Source organism: Rhizobium sp. 05N49 (genome assembly GCF_056396805.1).
Genome location: NZ_JBFTME010000006.1, coordinates 174,350 through 190,185, shown reverse-complemented (window position 1 = coordinate 190,185; position 15,836 = coordinate 174,350). Strand labels below are relative to the sequence as shown.

General features: G+C 59.0%; 18 protein-coding genes and 1 tRNA gene. 15 read left to right on the top strand and 4 right to left on the bottom strand.

Going from position 1 to position 15,836, the window contains the following annotated elements; translation table 11 throughout:
• The first annotated feature begins 67 nt into the window (after window positions 1-67).
• The 15 genes from AC1DF8_RS14550 (at window position 68) to AC1DF8_RS14480 (ending at window position 12,267) form a co-directional block, all read left to right on the top strand.
• The gene (locus tag AC1DF8_RS14550; protein ID WP_478154000.1) at window positions 68-565 is read left to right on the top strand and encodes a BON domain-containing protein; all 498 of its coding nucleotides are present in this window, start codon (window positions 68-70) and stop codon (window positions 563-565) included.
• A gap of 328 nt (window positions 566-893) precedes the next feature.
• Window positions 894-1,265 carry a hypothetical protein gene (locus AC1DF8_RS14545; RefSeq protein ID WP_112968163.1) on the top strand — a complete coding sequence of 124 codons (372 nt, stop codon included), beginning with the start codon at window positions 894-896 and terminating at the stop codon, window positions 1,263-1,265.
• 173 nt (window positions 1,266-1,438) lie between these two features.
• A tRNA-Leu gene (locus tag AC1DF8_RS14540) sits at window positions 1,439-1,523 on the top strand.
• A gap of 438 nt (window positions 1,524-1,961) precedes the next feature.
• Window positions 1,962-2,534: a DUF1190 domain-containing protein gene (locus tag AC1DF8_RS14535; RefSeq protein ID WP_162710234.1), complete on the top strand. Its 573-nt coding sequence runs from the start codon at window positions 1,962-1,964 to the stop codon at window positions 2,532-2,534.
• Between the two features lie 9 nt (window positions 2,535-2,543).
• Window positions 2,544-3,707, top strand: a complete 1,164-nt coding sequence (locus AC1DF8_RS14530) for a glutathionylspermidine synthase family protein (RefSeq protein WP_112547689.1) — start codon at window positions 2,544-2,546, stop codon at window positions 3,705-3,707.
• Window positions 3,708-3,833: 126 nt separating this feature from the next.
• Window positions 3,834-4,559: a lipoyl(octanoyl) transferase LipB gene (lipB, locus tag AC1DF8_RS14525; RefSeq protein ID WP_113015861.1), complete on the top strand. Its 726-nt coding sequence runs from the start codon at window positions 3,834-3,836 to the stop codon at window positions 4,557-4,559.
• 63 nt (window positions 4,560-4,622) lie between these two features.
• A complete protein-coding gene (locus AC1DF8_RS14520; protein ID WP_478153999.1) occupies window positions 4,623-5,549 on the top strand; it encodes a DMT family transporter in 927 nt (308 codons plus the stop codon).
• Between the two features lie 97 nt (window positions 5,550-5,646).
• Window positions 5,647-6,351 carry a hypothetical protein gene (locus AC1DF8_RS14515; protein WP_478153998.1) on the top strand — a complete coding sequence of 235 codons (705 nt, stop codon included), beginning with the start codon at window positions 5,647-5,649 and terminating at the stop codon, window positions 6,349-6,351.
• Window positions 6,352-6,435: 84 nt separating this feature from the next.
• Window positions 6,436-8,445: an acetyl-CoA carboxylase biotin carboxylase subunit gene (locus AC1DF8_RS14510; RefSeq protein ID WP_478153997.1), complete on the top strand. Its 2,010-nt coding sequence runs from the start codon at window positions 6,436-6,438 to the stop codon at window positions 8,443-8,445.
• Window positions 8,446-8,550: 105 nt separating this feature from the next.
• Window positions 8,551-9,678, top strand: a complete 1,128-nt coding sequence (locus AC1DF8_RS14505) for an S-(hydroxymethyl)glutathione dehydrogenase/class III alcohol dehydrogenase (protein WP_112968168.1) — start codon at window positions 8,551-8,553, stop codon at window positions 9,676-9,678.
• Window positions 9,679-9,684: 6 nt separating this feature from the next.
• Window positions 9,685-10,056: a hypothetical protein gene (locus AC1DF8_RS14500; protein ID WP_478153996.1), complete on the top strand. Its 372-nt coding sequence runs from the start codon at window positions 9,685-9,687 to the stop codon at window positions 10,054-10,056.
• A gap of 101 nt (window positions 10,057-10,157) precedes the next feature.
• On the top strand, window positions 10,158-10,631 hold the full coding sequence (locus tag AC1DF8_RS14495; protein WP_112547786.1) for a GNAT family N-acetyltransferase: 474 nt from the start codon (window positions 10,158-10,160) through the stop codon (window positions 10,629-10,631).
• A 10-nt stretch (window positions 10,632-10,641) separates the two neighbouring features.
• Window positions 10,642-11,085: a YaiI/YqxD family protein gene (locus AC1DF8_RS14490; protein WP_478153995.1), complete on the top strand. Its 444-nt coding sequence runs from the start codon at window positions 10,642-10,644 to the stop codon at window positions 11,083-11,085.
• Between the two features lie 171 nt (window positions 11,086-11,256).
• Window positions 11,257-11,571: a quaternary ammonium compound efflux SMR transporter SugE gene (gene sugE, locus AC1DF8_RS14485; protein ID WP_113117043.1), complete on the top strand. Its 315-nt coding sequence runs from the start codon at window positions 11,257-11,259 to the stop codon at window positions 11,569-11,571.
• Window positions 11,572-11,910: 339 nt separating this feature from the next.
• Entirely contained in the window at window positions 11,911-12,267 is a 357-nt protein-coding gene (locus tag AC1DF8_RS14480; protein ID WP_112968170.1) for a hypothetical protein, read from the top strand.
• A gap of 63 nt (window positions 12,268-12,330) precedes the next feature.
• On the opposite strand, the gene AC1DF8_RS14475 is transcribed toward AC1DF8_RS14480, so the two are convergent.
• From AC1DF8_RS14475 to AC1DF8_RS14460, 4 genes are all read right to left on the bottom strand, one after another.
• Window positions 12,331-12,726 carry a DoxX family protein gene (locus tag AC1DF8_RS14475; protein ID WP_112547700.1) on the bottom strand — a complete coding sequence of 132 codons (396 nt, stop codon included), beginning with the start codon at window positions 12,724-12,726 and terminating at the stop codon, window positions 12,331-12,333.
• Between the two features lie 128 nt (window positions 12,727-12,854).
• On the bottom strand, window positions 12,855-14,387 hold the full coding sequence (locus AC1DF8_RS14470; protein ID WP_029868833.1) for an acyl-CoA carboxylase subunit beta: 1,533 nt from the start codon (window positions 14,385-14,387) through the stop codon (window positions 12,855-12,857).
• Window positions 14,388-14,524: 137 nt separating this feature from the next.
• Window positions 14,525-14,977 carry a calponin homology domain-containing protein gene (locus AC1DF8_RS14465; RefSeq protein WP_029868834.1) on the bottom strand — a complete coding sequence of 151 codons (453 nt, stop codon included), beginning with the start codon at window positions 14,975-14,977 and terminating at the stop codon, window positions 14,525-14,527.
• A gap of 68 nt (window positions 14,978-15,045) precedes the next feature.
• Window positions 15,046-15,831: an ATP12 family chaperone protein gene (locus tag AC1DF8_RS14460; protein WP_478153994.1), complete on the bottom strand. Its 786-nt coding sequence runs from the start codon at window positions 15,829-15,831 to the stop codon at window positions 15,046-15,048.
• Window positions 15,832-15,836: the final 5 nt, after the last annotated feature.

The window sequence follows — 15,836 nt, the reverse complement described above, 5'->3', positions numbered from 1 at the left end:
ATTAAACGCGCGAACCAAGTGCACCCTTCCGACGTTTGCCTTGCAGTGAAACCGGAAGGAGACGGAAATGCCTCGCAACAACGACAAGTCCTCGCTTTCCCGCGAGGAAGACTACCGCGACTTCGAAGAGCGCAATCTGGACGACGGCTGGCCCTACGCGGACGGCAGCGGCGCCAAGGCTGCCGGCAGTGAAAACCGTGCCTACGGCGAAACCTCGGCCAATTTCGACCGCGACCGCAACAGCGGTTTCCGCATCGACGGCACGGACGAGGACGGCAACGAAAACCGCCTGAAGGATTCGCTCGAGTCTGACACGATCGACCGCGACGAAAGCGACGATCTCGAAGCCCGCGTGACCGAGAACCTGGAGAATATCCCCGAGGTCGATATCGACAGTGTGGAAGTTCACGCCGACGGCCATACCGTGACGCTGGAGGGTTCTGTCGAAACGATCGGCATTGCCCGCAAGGTCGAACTTGGCGCCCTGTCGGTAGACGGTGTCCATCATGTCCGCAACCACCTGCACACAACCGGTGTCGATGCCCATATCCCGAACGAGGATTGAGGCGAAAAACACAAAGTCGCCACATTTGAAAACCGGAAAGCGGCCTGCTTTCCGGTTTTGCTGTCTCTAAAATTAAAAATAGTTAATCAATCAAAGATTGCAGGATTGTAATCTTTCGGAAAGCCCTGACATCTCAGGCAATTAACTGTGCCGGCTAAGGTAACGTGCCCGTCAAAAACGTTGACAAATATGTGATTTTGTTCGGACAAAACGCCGCAACAGAGCTGTCATCTTTCTCACAAAATCGCCCAAATTGGAGCGCGAACTTATCTTGCCGAGGGTTGGATTTACGTTGTTGAATTCAACAATAGATTGAGGAGATAGACCCATGCGCATGAAGTTCGCCGCCGCCGCCACCCTGTTCGCCGTCAGCATGGCAAGTGCCGCTTTTGCACAGCCGAAATTTATGGACGACTATTCCAATAATGGTGATGGCCTCTACCAGACGCCGGTCGCGCCGGCGAAGCCTATTCACTACCCGACCCATGTGGCCCCCCCGGCCTATTCCAGCGACTATACGAATGATAGTGACGGCTTCGCACCGGCCGCGATGGCCAAGCCCGCGAAGGTCGACAACACTGCCACCGCCAGCATCAAGCCTCTTCCGGATTGCCACAGCATGGTCGGCCCGAAGGGTTCGCATCAGAAAGGTGCCGATAGCGGCGCAAGCCGCACTGAGGCCTGCCGCGCAATGCACTGACATGATCCGAGAAAGGGCCGGTTTCCGGCCCTTTTCCTTTGCAATTTCAATGCTCCACACGGCGTAATCCACACCTCGGGCAAGCTTTTAAAAAAAACTGTCATATCGCGCTTGTGTCCGTCAGAGGCTTTTGCTACATGCTGCCTCGCCGACGCAAATCGGCCTACCACGATGCGGTCGTGGCGGAATTGGTAGACGCGCAGCGTTGAGGTCGCTGTGGGGCAACCCGTGGAAGTTCGAGTCTTCTCGACCGCACCAAAGAAACCCGCTTCGGCGGGTTTTTTCTTTTTTGGCCAAAGGTTTAGTCTCCGGTCCTGACGGCCTCGCCGCAAGAAGTAGCGCGCGGCGGCCCTTTCCCGCCTATATCGCCCCTGGTGGATATCACAGCAAAGCCAGCCGGCACTTGCTGCAATTCTGGTGCGCAATCTGCCGCTTGACTTCCATCTGGAATTGAGAACATAGATGGAACGCTTAGGGGTTCAGGGGTGTTCCTTTCATGAAAATTATTTCGATCGGCAATTTTTGACGTTTCGCTAGAAGAACTAGCTTCCGCTGATGCCGGTTCCTGCGTGAGGTAACTCACGCTCGCTGGCAATCCAGCCTTTCTCATACATTCGAACGCAAGCCGGACATTTCGGCTTGGCGCTTATTTCGCTTTGCCCGCGCATTGCATCGCGCCTAACCATGGGGGACCGCATGACATCGGAAGATCGCTATAAATACGTCAAGGGCGGCGTAGCACTCGCGATTCTCGGAACCCTCGTTATCGGCCTTTACATCGACTCGCTGTATCACGGCGATACCGAGACGGCGGCCTACAAGACGGTCGATGACTGCCTTAAGGACAACAAGTTCGGTCCTGACGACTGCAAAAGCAGCTTCGCGATCGCTCGCGATGAACATCTGAAAAGCTCCCCCTCCTACGATAAACGCGAGGATTGCGAGGAGGAATTCGGCGACGGCCGTTGTGAGCAGACCTCTTCGGTCCATGCCTCCGGAGGAGGACATTTCAGCCCTTATCTCGGCGGGTATCTCGTTGGTCAGCCCGATAAGAAGGTCAATGGCGTCTACTATCCGGCTGTGCCCGCATCGGCGTTGTACGAGAGCCGCCATGTTCCGGGTTTCGTGGACGCGCGGGGCATTCTGGTCACCAACAAGGTCGGCGGCTTCAAGATGGCCTATCAATCCGCCGCTCACTATAAGCCCGCAGCCCCCACGACGACGCTCGCCCGCTCCGGTTTTGGCGCCCGCCACTTTGCTGCGTCCTGAGGGCTCAAGATGAAGCGCATCGCGACCGGCGAAAGACCTGACTGGGTGCGGAAACTCGAAGACCTCGATTTCACCATCCACCACATGTATGGCGAACTCTATTGGGATGAGCGCAATGCCTACCAATTCACGCTCGCTGAGATCGAGGATGGTCTCGAGGATCCGACCAACGAGATTCTGCAGCTCTGCTACAAAGCAGTCGATCGCATTTGCGCCGATCCCGCATTGATGACGCGCATGGCGATCCCGGCCGAGTTCCACGCCGCCGTCAGCAGGTCCTGGAAATGGTCCGATCGTGATATCTACGGCCGCTTCGACCTGCGTTACGATGGCAAGGGTCCGGCAAAACTCTTCGAATTCAATGCCGATACGCCGACGTCACTCTTCGAAAGCGCTGTCATCCAGTGGGAATGGCTCCAAGACATGAAGCGCCTTGGCCGGTTGAGCGCCGATGCCGACCAGTTCAATTCGATCCACGAGAAGCTCATCGGCGCTTTCCAGTATTTCAAGAATGCCAGCGACAGCGGCGTCTTCCATTTCGGCTGCATCACCGACAATGAGGAAGACTATCTGACGACCAAATATCTCGCCGACGTTGCCTTCCAGGCGGGCTTCGAAGTTGTGGTGCTTGATATGGAAGAGATTGGCATCGATCCCGAGAACTGGTTCACCGATCTCGAAGACCGCCGGATGGAGAATCTCTTCAAGCTCTACCCGCTGGAATTCATGGTGCACGAGGAGTTTGGCGCACATCTCATCTCCACGCCCACAAAGATCCACGAGCCGCTGTGGAAGATGACGCTGTCGAACAAGGGCCTCCTCGCCGTCCTCTGGGAAATGGCGCCCAACCATCCGAACCTGCTGCCCGCCTATTTCGCCGACGATCCGCAGGCGCTGCGTCTGGAAAACGCCGTCAGAAAACCGCTCCTGTCGCGCGAAGGCGCAAATGTCACGCTGACGTCGGGGGAAACGATAATCGCGGTGGATGGCGAATATGGCGCAGAGGGCTACATTGTGCAGGAAACCTGCCTGCTCCCGCAGTTCGGCGAGGATTATGCCGTGATCGGCTCCTGGGTCGTCGCCGGCGAAGCCTGCGGCATCTGCATCCGCGAGGACAAATCGCCTATTACCCAGAACCTCTCCCGTTTCGTCCCGCATTTCATTATGGATTGATTGCACGGGGCTGCATCTCCAGGATGGCTGACCGCCACAAAGAGCGATTGAATCGCTCTTCGCCCAAGTCCATATAGAAGCCCGCGCCCGCCCTCTCCATTTTTGCGGATTGCGCCAAGGACTGCCATGCTACGCACCGATCTCGATTTTTCCATGCTCCCGAAACTCGGCTCACGTCCCGTACGCTGGCGCATCTCAGACGGGCTCGTTCCCTATGAGGAAGCGGTAGAGACGATGGAGCGGGAAGTCGCAGTGATTTCCGAAGGCGGGGACGAGCTCGTCTGGCTGCTGGAACATCCGCCGCTTTATACAGCCGGCACCAGCGCCGACGCGAAGGATCTCGTCCAGCCGGATCGTTTTCCGGTCTTCGCTACCGGTCGTGGTGGCGAATACACCTATCATGGCCCCGGCCAGCGCGTTGCCTATGTCATGCTCGATCTCAAGCGCCGCAGGCAGGATGTGCGCGCCTTCGTGGCAGCGCTCGAAGAGGTCATCATCCGCACGCTCGATTCGATGAATATCCGCGGCGAACGCCGCGAGGATCGTGTCGGCGTCTGGGTCCGACGGCCGGAGAGACCCTTGCTGCCTGACGGCACCATGGCGGAAGACAAGATCGCGGCACTCGGCATCCGTCTGCGCAAATGGGTGACCTTCCACGGCCTGTCGCTGAACGTCGATCCCGATCTCGATCATTTCGGCGGCATCGTGCCCTGCGGCATCTCGGCCTATGGCGTCACCAGCCTCGTCGATCTCGGCCTGCTCGTGACGATGGTCGACGCTGACATCCGCCTGCGCGCCGCCTTCGAAGAGATATTCGGCGAAACCGTCAACGATACAGCACTCTGTCCCTGATTGCCGTCCTTGATTGCCCGGGCTTCCTGTGGTTGATGACATCATCCGCAAGAAGCAGCCGTCATGTCCGAATCTCCCTCCACCCAGAATCCCCTCCGGGGCATGGCCATCATGGCCGGCGCCATGGCCATCCTGCCGACGATGGATGCGATCGCCAAATATATGGCGACCTTTGAGGGCATGTCGCCCGGACAGGTAACCTTCTACCGCTTCTTCTTCCAGCTCGTCTGTACCTTGCCGATCCTTTTCGCCATGTTCGGTACGCAGGCTCTGTCGGCCAAGCGCCCGTGGATGAATCTGCTTCGTGGCGCGCTGCATGGTGCGGCCAGCCTGCTCTTCTTCGTCGCCGTCAAATACATGCCGCTCGCCGATGTCTTCGCCATCTATTTCGTCGAGCCCTTCATGCTGACGGCACTTTCGGCGCTCTTCCTCGGCGACAAGGTCGGCTGGCGGCGTTGGACGGCAATCGTCGTCGGTTTCGGCGGCGCCATGATCGTCATCCAGCCGAGCTACGAGATTTTCGGCCTGAAGGCGCTGCTGCCGGTCTTCTGYGCCTTCCTCTTCTCGCTCTATCTCTTCCTCAACCGCGCCATCGGCGAGGCAGATTCGCCGCTGACGATGCAGACCATGTCCGGTATTGGCGGTACGATCTTCATGGCGGGCGCAATGTTTGTCGGAAACAGCTTCGGCAATGCCGACTTCACGCCCTCCCTGCCGGCCTCCTGGCTCGGCCTCGTCCTGCTGCTGATCCTCGGCACGATTTCGGGCTATGCGCACATGCTGGTTGTTAAGGCTTTCCGGCTCGCGCCACTGTCGCTGCTGGCACCCTTCCAATATTTCGAGATCATTTCGGCAACCATGCTCGGTTATGCCCTCTTCGGCGATTTTCCGAATTTTTCCAAATGGATAGGCATTGCAATTATTGTTGCATCGGGGCTCTTCATCATCTGGCGCGAGCGCGTCCAGGCGCGATCATTAAAATCCGCGTGAAATCCCCAAACTGCAGTTAACCCTTCTTCTTGAGGGATCTTCAATTCGGCACCGATAAAACCATTTCCGGCTTCATGATGAAGTCTGGAGATAAAACATGAGTGAGTTCCGTCTCGCTTTTCCGGCGTGTGTCATCGCCGGGAAGCATCGGCTGACGGCCGAAGACATTGTGCTTTTGCGCAAACACACCTTCCCGGAGGGAATCCGGACTTCCGATCATGTCGTAGTGTTGTTGGCGCTCAATAATTCCTGCCCCGAAAAATGCCCCGAGTGGAACACGTTTTTCATCGAACAGCTGGCAGGCTTCATCGTCGATTACACCTATCCGCAGGGCTCGCTGGACGAGATCAATGTCGCATGGATCATGCGCATGTTCACGACCGACGGCGTCGTCAATTCCGCCCTCGAGCTGGAGCTCATCCTGCATGTCATGGAGCTCAGCGCCCACGTACCCGATGAACTGCGCGCCCTGGTGCTTGATCAGCTCCGTCTGGCGCTCTCAGAGGATCTCGGTGGTTACAAGCTGACCCGCGCCACCGACCGCAAAAGCATCACGCGGCAGGATGTGGATTACCTGATGCGTGTTTTGAGAAACGTCAGCGACGGCGGCGTCATCGGCGTGTCGCCGGTCGAATATGGCGTGCTGCAGCGCATTGATGCGGTAACCCAGCCTGGCGCCAATCATCAGCGCTGGGGCGAGATCATGGCCGCGGTCGAACTCAGGGACTATGCCCAGCCGAGGCGGAGCCGCTGGCTTCGTATTATCGATGAAGAGCCGGTTGCCGCTGCCGCAGTTGCCTGATCTGCCGGTGATTTCTCAGCCCGATTGTGCGTTCCGGCTTTTTATGCGTAAAACTCCGGAGCGCATTTCCTGGGTGGAGACTCGATGTTCAAGAAGATCCTGATCGCGAATCGCGGCGAGATTGCCTGCCGCGTGATCAAAACCGCTCGCCGCATGGGCATTGCCACCGTTGCGGTCTATTCGGATGCGGATCGGGATGCCCTGCATGTCGAAATGGCCGATGAGGCTGTTCATATCGGCCCTGCCCCGGCAGCCGAAAGCTATCTCGTCGCCGACAAGATCATCGCCGCCTGCAAGGAAACCGGTGCCGAAGCCGTGCATCCCGGCTACGGCTTCCTGTCCGAGCGCGCCTCATTCTGCGAGGCCTTGGAAAAGCAGGGCATCGTCTTCATCGGTCCGAAGCCCAAGGCCATCATGGCGATGGGCGACAAGATCGAATCGAAGAAATTCGCCAATGCCGCCAAGGTTTCCACCGTTCCCGGCTATCTCGGCGTCATCGAGGATCCGGCGCACGCTGAAAAGATCGCCGCCGAGATCGGCTATCCCGTGATGATAAAGGCGTCGGCCGGCGGCGGTGGCAAGGGCATGCGCATTGCATGGACGCAAGCGGAAGTACGCGATGGTTTCGACCGCGCCCGCTCGGAAGCCAAGAGTTCCTTCGGCGACGACCGCGTCTTCATCGAGAAATATGTCGTCGATCCGCGCCATATCGAAATCCAGGTTCTGGCCGATGCGCATGGCAACGTCGTCTATCTCGGCGAGCGCGAATGCTCCATCCAGCGCCGGAACCAGAAGGTCGCCGAAGAAGCGCCCTCGCCTTTCCTCGACGAGAAGACCCGCGCTGCCATGGGCGAGCAGTCTGTGGCGCTGGCCAAGGCCGTCGATTACCAGAGTGCCGGCACGGTGGAATTCATTGTCGACCGCGACCGCAATTTCTATTTCCTGGAAATGAATACCCGTCTGCAGGTCGAGCATCCTGTGACGGAGCTGGTGACCGGCATCGATCTCGTCGAGCAGATGATCCGCGTTGCTGCCGGGGAAAAGCTGCCCTTCGCGCAGAAGGATATCAAGCTCAACGGCTGGGCGGTGGAAAGCCGCCTCTATGCCGAAGATCCCTACCGCAACTTCCTGCCCTCGATCGGCCGCCTGACGCGCTACCGCCCGCCGGCGGAAGGCCGCACCGGCGACGTCATCATCCGCAATGATACCGGCGTTTTCGAAGGCGCCGAAATCTCCATGTACTACGACCCGATGATCGCCAAGCTCTGCACCTGGGCGCCGAGCCGCCTGCAGGCGGTGGAAGCCATGGGACAGGCGCTGGATGCTTTCGTGGTCGACGGCATCGAGCACAATGTTCCCTTCCTCGCAGCCCTCATGAAACACCCGCGCTGGCGCGAAGGCCGCCTCTCCACCGGCTTCATTGCCGAGGAATATCCCGAGGGATTTGCGCCGATGGCGCCAGATGCGGCGGAAGAGGCAGCCCTTGCCGCCATCGCGCTTTCCGTTTCCCTGAGCGAGGCCGGGCGCCGCGAAGGTTTTGCCGATCGTCTGCGGCAGGCAAGYGGCCCGTTGCGCGAAGAATGGGTCGTCAAGCTCGGCGGAAATTACGTGCCGGTGAAACTGGTCGATGGCCTCGTCACCATCCCCTTCGAGATGGAAATGGAGGTTGCCGGCCGCACCGAAACCGTTGTCACCGATTGGCGACCGGGCGAGCCGGTCTGGCATGGCAGGATTGCCAGCCGCCCGGTAACCGCGCAGATCCGACCGATCCTCAATGGCCTGCGCATCGACTGGCAGGGTCTATCGGTCAAGGCGCGCGTCTTCACGCCTCGCCATGCCGAGCTCGACCGCCTGATGCCGGTCAAGCTGCCGCCGGATACGTCCAAGCTCCTGCTCTGCCCCATGCCCGGCCTCGTCGTCTCGATTGCCGTCGCCGAGGGCCAGGAGGTCAAGGCTGGGGAGACGCTTGCCGTCGTCGAAGCCATGAAGATGGAAAATGTGCTGCGCGCCGAGCGCGATCTCGTCGTCGGCAAGATCAAGGCTGCGCCCGGCGAGAGCCTCGCTGTCGATGCCGTCATCATGGAATTCGCCTGAAGCATCGACCACGATTTCCGGATGGCCCTCTAAGCCTTTTTTGTGCTTGAGCCACCCTTGCCGAGCGTGCAAGAGTCCGCCACGCAAATCACGAGGAGATCGAAGATGGATGTTCGCGCCGCCGTTGCCGTTCAGGCAGGAAAACCCCTTGAGGTCATGACCGTTCAGCTCGAAGGCCCGAAGGCCGGCGAAGTGCTGATCGAGGTCAAGGCGACGGGCATCTGCCACACCGATGATTTTACCCTGTCAGGCGCCGATCCGGAAGGTCTCTTCCCGGCGATCCTTGGCCACGAAGGCGCGGGCATCGTTGTCGATGTCGGCCCCGGCGTCACATCGCTCAAGAAGGGCGATCACGTTATCCCGCTCTACACGCCGGAATGCCGTGAGTGCTACTCCTGCACCTCGCGCAAGACCAATCTCTGCACCTCGATTCGCGCAACCCAGGGCCAGGGCGTGATGCCGGACGGCACCTCGCGCTTCTCGATCGGCAAGGACAAGATCCACCACTATATGGGCTGCTCCACCTTCGCGAACTTCACCGTTCTGCCGGAGATCGCGCTGGCGAAGATCAATCCCGACGCTCCCTTCGACAAGGTCTGCTATATCGGCTGCGGTGTGACGACGGGCATCGGCGCCGTCATCAACACGGCCAAAGTCGAGATGGGTGCAACCGCCATCGTCTTCGGTCTCGGCGGTATCGGCCTCAATGTTCTTCAGGGCCTGCGTCTTGCCGGTGCCGACATGATCATCGGCGTCGATATCAATCCCGACCGCAAGGCATGGGGCGAGAAGTTCGGCATGACGCATTTCGTCAACCCGAAGGAGGTCGGCGATGACATCGTGCCCCATCTCGTCAACATGACGAAGCGCCATGGCGACCTGATCGGCGGCGCCGATTACACCTTCGATTGCACCGGCAACACCAAGGTCATGCGCCAGGCGCTGGAAGCCAGCCACCGCGGCTGGGGCAAGTCCGTCATCATCGGCGTTGCCGGCGCCGGCCAGGAGATCTCGACGCGTCCCTTCCAGCTCGTCACCGGCCGCAACTGGATGGGCACGGCCTTCGGCGGCGCCCGTGGCCGCACAGACGTGCCGAAGATCGTCGACTGGTACATGGAAGGCAAGATCCAGATCGACCCGATGATCACCCACACCATGCCGCTCGAAGACATCAACAAGGGCTTCGATCTCATGCACAAGGGTGAGAGCATCCGCGGCGTCGTGGTTTACTAGTCGTCCATGGATCTGCTGAAGAACTGGAAATTGAAATTGAGATACGGAAAGCTGAAAACGGCTTTCCGCCATTTCACGGTTATCGCCGACGGAGAAATCGCCGAGGCCAATCCGGATTTCGAGACCACCTTCGGCATGGCCGCCTTCTTTACTATCAAAGCGTGGGCTACCGACGGCGACGAAGCCACGGATATGGTCGTCAGCATAGGAAGACACGTCGGTTTCAATGCCACCGGCCGCATTTATCTTTACTCGACTGATCCGCAGCAGCCTCCGCAAGACAAGCCATTTGCTTACKACTTGGATTTTCACCAATATAAGCGTGGCGACGACGATGTAGAGGAAGATCCACCTCTACCAGATAGCGGCATTCATTGATTTATCTTGTCGAGAGCCGCCGCGCCATCCTTGCGAAATATCTATGAGGGCTCTGTGCTCATGTGTTCCATTATATCTATCTCTACTGGGGTTTTGTATCGATGACTGCGCCTAGCTACACAGTCGATCTCAAGGGTCTCGATGAGCTCTCCGCGCGAGAGCTCTACGACCTCCTGCGGATGCGTGTGGATGTCTTCGTCGTCGAGCAGAACTGCCCCTATCCGGAACTGGACGGCAAGGATATCGACGCCTTGCATCTGCGGCTCATGGAGGGCGGCGAACTGCTCGGCTCGACACGGCTCTTGAAGCCCTACGGTGCGCAAGATCCGGCAAAGGTCGGCCGCGTCGTCGTCTCTCCCGCTCATCGCGGCAAGCGACTTGGCGATGCGCTGATGAGCGAATCGATCGCGGCCTGCGAAAGGCTTTATCCGGCAAATCCGATTGCCCTCTCCGCGCAGGCGCATTTGAGCCGCTTCTATGAATCCTTCGGTTTCGTGAAAACCTCGGAGGAATATCTCGAAGACGGCATTCCCCATATCGATATGGTCCGTCCGCTGGCCACAGAGCCCGCTTGAGGATATCGCCATGATCTATGTTGATGCCGATGCCTGCCCCGTCAAACCCGAAATCCTGAAAGTGGCCGAACGCCTCGGAATGGAAGTGACCTTCGTCGCCAATTCGGGCCTGCGCCCGTCCCGCGACCCGATGGTGCGCAACGTCATCGTCTCCAACGCCTTCGACGCTGCCGACAACTGGATTGCCGACAATACCGGCCCGACAGATGTCGTCGTCACCGCCGATGTGCCGCTTGCGGTCCGCTGTGTCGCCAAGGGCTCCTTCGTGACCGGTCCGACGGGCCGTGTCTTCGACGAAACGAATATCGGCATGGCAAGCGCCATGCGCGATCTCGGCGCGCATCTGCGTGAAACCGGTGAGAGCAAGGGCTACAACTCCGTCTTCAGCCCCAAGGACCGGTCGCGTTTTCTCGAAACGTTCGATCGTCTTTGCCGCCGCGCCAAGAACGCCTGACTTCATTCTCCGGGCGCTGGAATCGGGTGGCATGGCAGCTATGCCAATTCCTAGCTTGAAGTCAGCCGTTCCCTCGTCCATATGAAGTGCGACGCAGACGACTGCGGCGCTCGGGTCTGCCCGGGTCGCAAAAGTCGCGGGGACGGCCTCGCTCTTGATATGGAGAGTATGATGGCCTGGTTCCTGCTTTTTCTCGCTGGCCTTTTTGAATGTGGTTGGGCAATCGGTCTGAAATATACCGATGGCTTCACTCGTCCTATGCCGACCATCCTCACGGTGATTTCGATGGTCATCAGCGTCGTTCTGCTTGGTCTTGCCGTTAAAACCCTGCCGATCGGCACGGCCTACGCGATCTGGACCGGTATCGGCACGGTCGGCACAGTCCTGCTCGGTGTATGGCTTCTGGGCGATGCGGCAAGCGCCTCGCGCCTGATCTGTATTGCCCTTATTGTTGCAGGCATCGCCGGTCTCAAGTTGACGGCCTGAAGGCAATCATCAGAAATAAACAGGGCCGCGGGAAGAAAACCCGTGGCCCAAACCAATGCCCTCAACCCGAAATTCCTTAACCCTCAAGCCTGGCGGCCGAGGGTTTGATTTTACCCGATCTTCTCAGGGGAGTACGATGCCTTCCAGCTTGGTGGCGAAGGCGCTCTCCCCGCATTTAAGCTGTAATTCGTTTCCTTTGCGGCCTTATCCGCAGTTGCCGGAAGTTTCGCGTCCGGATGGGAAACGATTGATCGATGCATCAACAAGACGTCGTATTCTTGACCATCAGCGAGCACGCTCTCGGCGTTTTTCGACGGGCTGCCTCCAAGGAGGTATGCAATGACAACAGCGAATTTGACAATATTTCTGGCCGCGACAGCTGCAGCCCTGGCCAGCATGTCGGATAGAACCGACGCTCATGAGACCGAGAGCGGCTGGACCTACCCACCGGCCTGTTGCAAGTCCGATCAACTACACCGGGATTGTGATGCCATTCCAACGCTGGATGTCAGGCCAGGGCATCGCGGTTTTTCCGTCTTTCTGCGTGCCGGAGATCATCCGCTTGCCACCAGACCGCATCTCTTTTTCATCCCGTACGGGGATGAGATTCCGTCCGGAGACGGTCGTTATCACATCTGTCTTCATCCGACGGAAAACGACGTGAACTGCTTTTTTGCGCCTCCTGGCAATATCTAGACAGACGTCCGAATGTGGAAGCGCCTGCTAGGCGCTTCCACATCCAGGCCGAGGGCTAAGACGTCACGCTGATGCGTTTCGGTTATCGACGGACCATGCACCGGCGCCGGCAAAGAACAGGTAGAGGAAGATGAAGCAGAACAGCACCGCGCCGTCGCCCTGGTTGAGAGCCGGGAAGAAGCTGTGCGGCATATGCGCCATGAAATAGGCGATCGCCATTTCGCCCGACAGCAGGAAGGCTACCGGTCGTGTTGCGAAGCCGATGAGAATGAGGATACCGCCAAAGGTTTCCAGCAATGCCGCAATCAGGAATAAGGTGGACAGCGGACCGTCGCCTTGGGCGGCCGGGAAGCCGAAAAGCTTCATCGTACCGTGCTCGATGAACAGAAGCGCGGTCATGATTCTGAGAGCGGCCAGACCATAGGGGCGGTAGGCAGATAGACGCTCGAAAGTTGACATAAAGACTCTCCTTAAGGGTGTACTGCCGAGCGTTATCGTGTCTCTATCGACGACTGAAGACACAATTTGCTGACAGGCGTTCACAACTTTGACTGTGGATAAACACTTGAATAGGCTATTTTATTCGATCATAGCGGAATGTTGTCGTGCTTCTTCCACGGATTGCTGAGGTCCTTGTTCTTCAACATCTTCAGCCCGCGCGCCAGCCGCCGCCGTGTCGAATGCGGCATGATCACCTCATCGACATAGCCGCGTTCGGCAGCCACGAAAGGTGACAGGAAACGGTCCTCGTACATCTTCGTGTGCGCGGCGATCTTTTCGGGATCGGCGATATCCTTGCGGAAGATGATCTCGACAGCACCCTTGGCGCCCATGACGGCGATCTGCGCCGTCGGCCAGGCATAGTTCAAATCGCCGCGCAGATGCTTGGATGCCATCACGTCGTAGGCACCGCCGAAGGCCTTGCGGGTAATGACCGTCAGCTTCGGAACCGTTGCCTCCGCATAGGCAAAAAGCAGCTTGGCGCCGTGCTTGATGAGCCCGCCATATTCCTGTGCCGTGCCCGGCAGGAAACCCGGTACGTCGACGAAAGTGACGATCGGAATGTTGAAGCAGTCGCAGAAGCGCACGAAGCGCGCCGCCTTGCGCGAGGCGTCGCTGTCGAGCACGCCGGCAAGCACCATCGGCTGATTGGCGACGAAGCCGACCGTCGAACCCTCGATACGCCCGAAACCGCAGACGATATTCTTGGCAAAGCTCGCCTGGATCTCGAAAAAATCCCCCTCGTCCGCCACCTTCTGGATCAGTTCCTTGATGTCGTAGGGCTTGTTCGCATTGGCGGGGATCAGCGTGTCCAGCGAATTGTCCGCGTCCGTCACCGACTGGTACCATTCGATTTCCGGCACCGGCGATGTGTTCGACTGGGGCAGGAAGTCGATGAGACGTCGCACCTGACTGAGCGTATCGACATCATTGTCATAGGCGCCATCGGCGATCGACGAGCGTGTCGTGTGCACGCTGGCGCCGCCGAGTTCCTCCGACGTCACGGTCTCGTTGGTGACGGTCTTGACCACATCGGGACCGGTGACGAACATGTAGGACGTGTCGCGCACCATGAAGATGAAGTCCGTCATGGCGGGCGAATAGACGTCGCCGCCGGCGCAAGGTCCCATGATGACGGAGATCTGCGGAATGACACCGGAAGCCAGCACGTTACGCTGGAAGACCTCCGCATATCCGCCAAGCGCAGCCACCCCCTCCTGGATGCGTGCGCCGCCCGCATCATAGATGCCGATGATAGGGGCGCGGTTCTTCAGCGCCATATCCTGCACCTTGATGATCTTCTCGGCATGGGCTTCCGAGAGCGAGCCGCCGAAGACGGTGAAATCCTTGGCAAAGACGAAGACGGTCCGGCCGTTGACCGTGCCCCAGCCGGTCACCACGCCGTCGCCGGCGATGCGGCTCTTGTCCATGCCGAAATCGGTGGAGCGGTGCTCCACGAACATGTCGAACTCTTCGAAAGAGCCTTCGTCGAGGAAAAGATCGATGCGCTCGCGCGCCGTCAGCTTGCCGCGCTGGTGCTGCGCGTCGATACGCTGCTGGCCACCGCCGAGACGGGCAATACCGCGGCGGCGTTCGAGTTCTTCAAGAATATCCTTCATGATTTCCCCTCGCCGCTTGCAACGGCCGATTTTACAGCTCGGGCAATTCCAGCAAAACTGCGCAGCGGTTTTGCATGCGGAATTGCGTTAAAACAAAGAGATAGATCATTCCGGATTCGACGAGAAACGGAAATGATCTATCGCCCGCTGAGTGCGAAGGCGGAGCGCACGCGTGCCGCGATATCTTCCGCAAGAATTTGGTCCGCCAGATCAGGATCTGCGGTCAGGCTGGTGACCTCAAAGGATGTAACTGCAATGACGGATCCGTCCTCCACAGAAGCGGCATCGATACTGACCTTGGCGACGTTGCGGTCCTTCTGGAAGCCGAGACCCTTTGTGACAGAAACGATGCGAATCGTCAGCACCACGCGCGGCAGTTCGGTCGTGCGCACCGTTGCACGGATGGCCGCGTTGACGCGATCGTTGATGCCGGAGAGCAGCTCTGCCGACATGGTCGTGCTGGACAGAACCACGGCACTGCGCACGTCATAGACGGGCTTTTCCTGCTTCTTCGGCATAAGGCTGGCACAGGCCGTCAGCGCCACGCAAACAAGCGCCATCAGGCAAATTCTCGACCTCAGCCACGCCATTCCAAATTCCCGCAAATCCCCGTCCGGAGTCGCAGATTTGGTCATAAAGCCCATCAAAGCAATATGATTCAGGCTCTTAGCGCGAAAAAAACATCCGTTGCCGCTTTGAAATCCTCAAAACGCTTGGCCCGGCGCTGCTCGGCTTCTTCGTCGCTTCCCCAATGTTCGATGGTCCAGTCCTCATCGAGATGGGCGAGCGACCAGGCTTCGTCCGGCGTGATCGCGGTCTCGGCAATGGCAAGCGCCAGCAGCGCCGAACCGGTGATCGTCGTCATCGTGTGGAGAGCTGCGAGCTCGAGGGCACTGTCATGCCGGCGCAGTGCCGAGCCGAAGGCGGCGATCGCCTCGCGCGGCTGCTCATGATGCATCACGCCTTCGACAAGGATGAAGCGTGCGCCGAGATCGGCGGCTGCCCAGTCGAGCACCGGATCCCAGCGTTCCATCTGTCGTTCGACCAGCTTTTCGGGGCCTTCGGCGCGATAGCAGAGGAGATCGCTTGACGAAAAGCGCAGAATATCCTCGAAGACGGCCTGCGTGTCTGTCGCGACACCGTCGATCGCCGTGTTGACGAGGCGCGTTGCCGGCATCAGCGAGGGATCGATGACCTCGCGCTGTGCGTCCCATTCGGCGGCCACGAGCTTTGCCAGGGCTTCGCTCGGCACGGCCAGGATCTGGCGGGCCGGCGTGCGTACGGCCTTGCCGTCGAGCATGATGGCGAAACCGTCCTCATTCGGTTCGACGGAAACAGCCTGATAGAAGCGCTTCGGCAGCGGCTTCTTCATCTGGATCTGCGCGCGGCGGATCGGATCGGGATGGCTCAAGTCTTCGGAAAAGTCGTTCAGCAGGTCGCGCATGGGCT

Bases quoted from the DNA above. Each gene is read 5' to 3' on its own strand.
- AC1DF8_RS14550 (WP_478154000.1), top strand. From the start codon at position 68: ATGCCTCGCAACAACGACAAGTCCTCGCTTTCCCGCGAGGAAGACTAC.
- AC1DF8_RS14545 (WP_112968163.1), top strand. From the start codon at position 894: ATGCGCATGAAGTTCGCCGCCGCCGCCACCCTGTTCGCCGTCAGCATG.
- AC1DF8_RS14535 (WP_162710234.1), top strand. From the start codon at position 1,962: ATGACATCGGAAGATCGCTATAAATACGTCAAGGGCGGCGTAGCACTC.
- AC1DF8_RS14530 (WP_112547689.1), top strand. From the start codon at position 2,544: ATGAAGCGCATCGCGACCGGCGAAAGACCTGACTGGGTGCGGAAACTC.
- lipB (WP_113015861.1), top strand. From the start codon at position 3,834: ATGCTACGCACCGATCTCGATTTTTCCATGCTCCCGAAACTCGGCTCA.
- AC1DF8_RS14515 (WP_478153998.1), top strand. From the start codon at position 5,647: ATGAGTGAGTTCCGTCTCGCTTTTCCGGCGTGTGTCATCGCCGGGAAG.
- AC1DF8_RS14505 (WP_112968168.1), top strand. From the start codon at position 8,551: ATGGATGTTCGCGCCGCCGTTGCCGTTCAGGCAGGAAAACCCCTTGAG.
- AC1DF8_RS14495 (WP_112547786.1), top strand. From the start codon at position 10,158: ATGACTGCGCCTAGCTACACAGTCGATCTCAAGGGTCTCGATGAGCTC.
- AC1DF8_RS14490 (WP_478153995.1), top strand. From the start codon at position 10,642: ATGATCTATGTTGATGCCGATGCCTGCCCCGTCAAACCCGAAATCCTG.
- sugE (WP_113117043.1), top strand. From the start codon at position 11,257: ATGGCCTGGTTCCTGCTTTTTCTCGCTGGCCTTTTTGAATGTGGTTGG.
- AC1DF8_RS14480 (WP_112968170.1), top strand. From the start codon at position 11,911: ATGACAACAGCGAATTTGACAATATTTCTGGCCGCGACAGCTGCAGCC.
- AC1DF8_RS14475 (WP_112547700.1), bottom strand. From the start codon at position 12,726: ATGTCAACTTTCGAGCGTCTATCTGCCTACCGCCCCTATGGTCTGGCC.
- AC1DF8_RS14470 (WP_029868833.1), bottom strand. From the start codon at position 14,387: ATGAAGGATATTCTTGAAGAACTCGAACGCCGCCGCGGTATTGCCCGT.
- AC1DF8_RS14465 (WP_029868834.1), bottom strand. From the start codon at position 14,977: ATGGCGTGGCTGAGGTCGAGAATTTGCCTGATGGCGCTTGTTTGCGTG.
- AC1DF8_RS14460 (WP_478153994.1), bottom strand. From the start codon at position 15,831: ATGCGCGACCTGCTGAACGACTTTTCCGAAGACTTGAGCCATCCCGAT.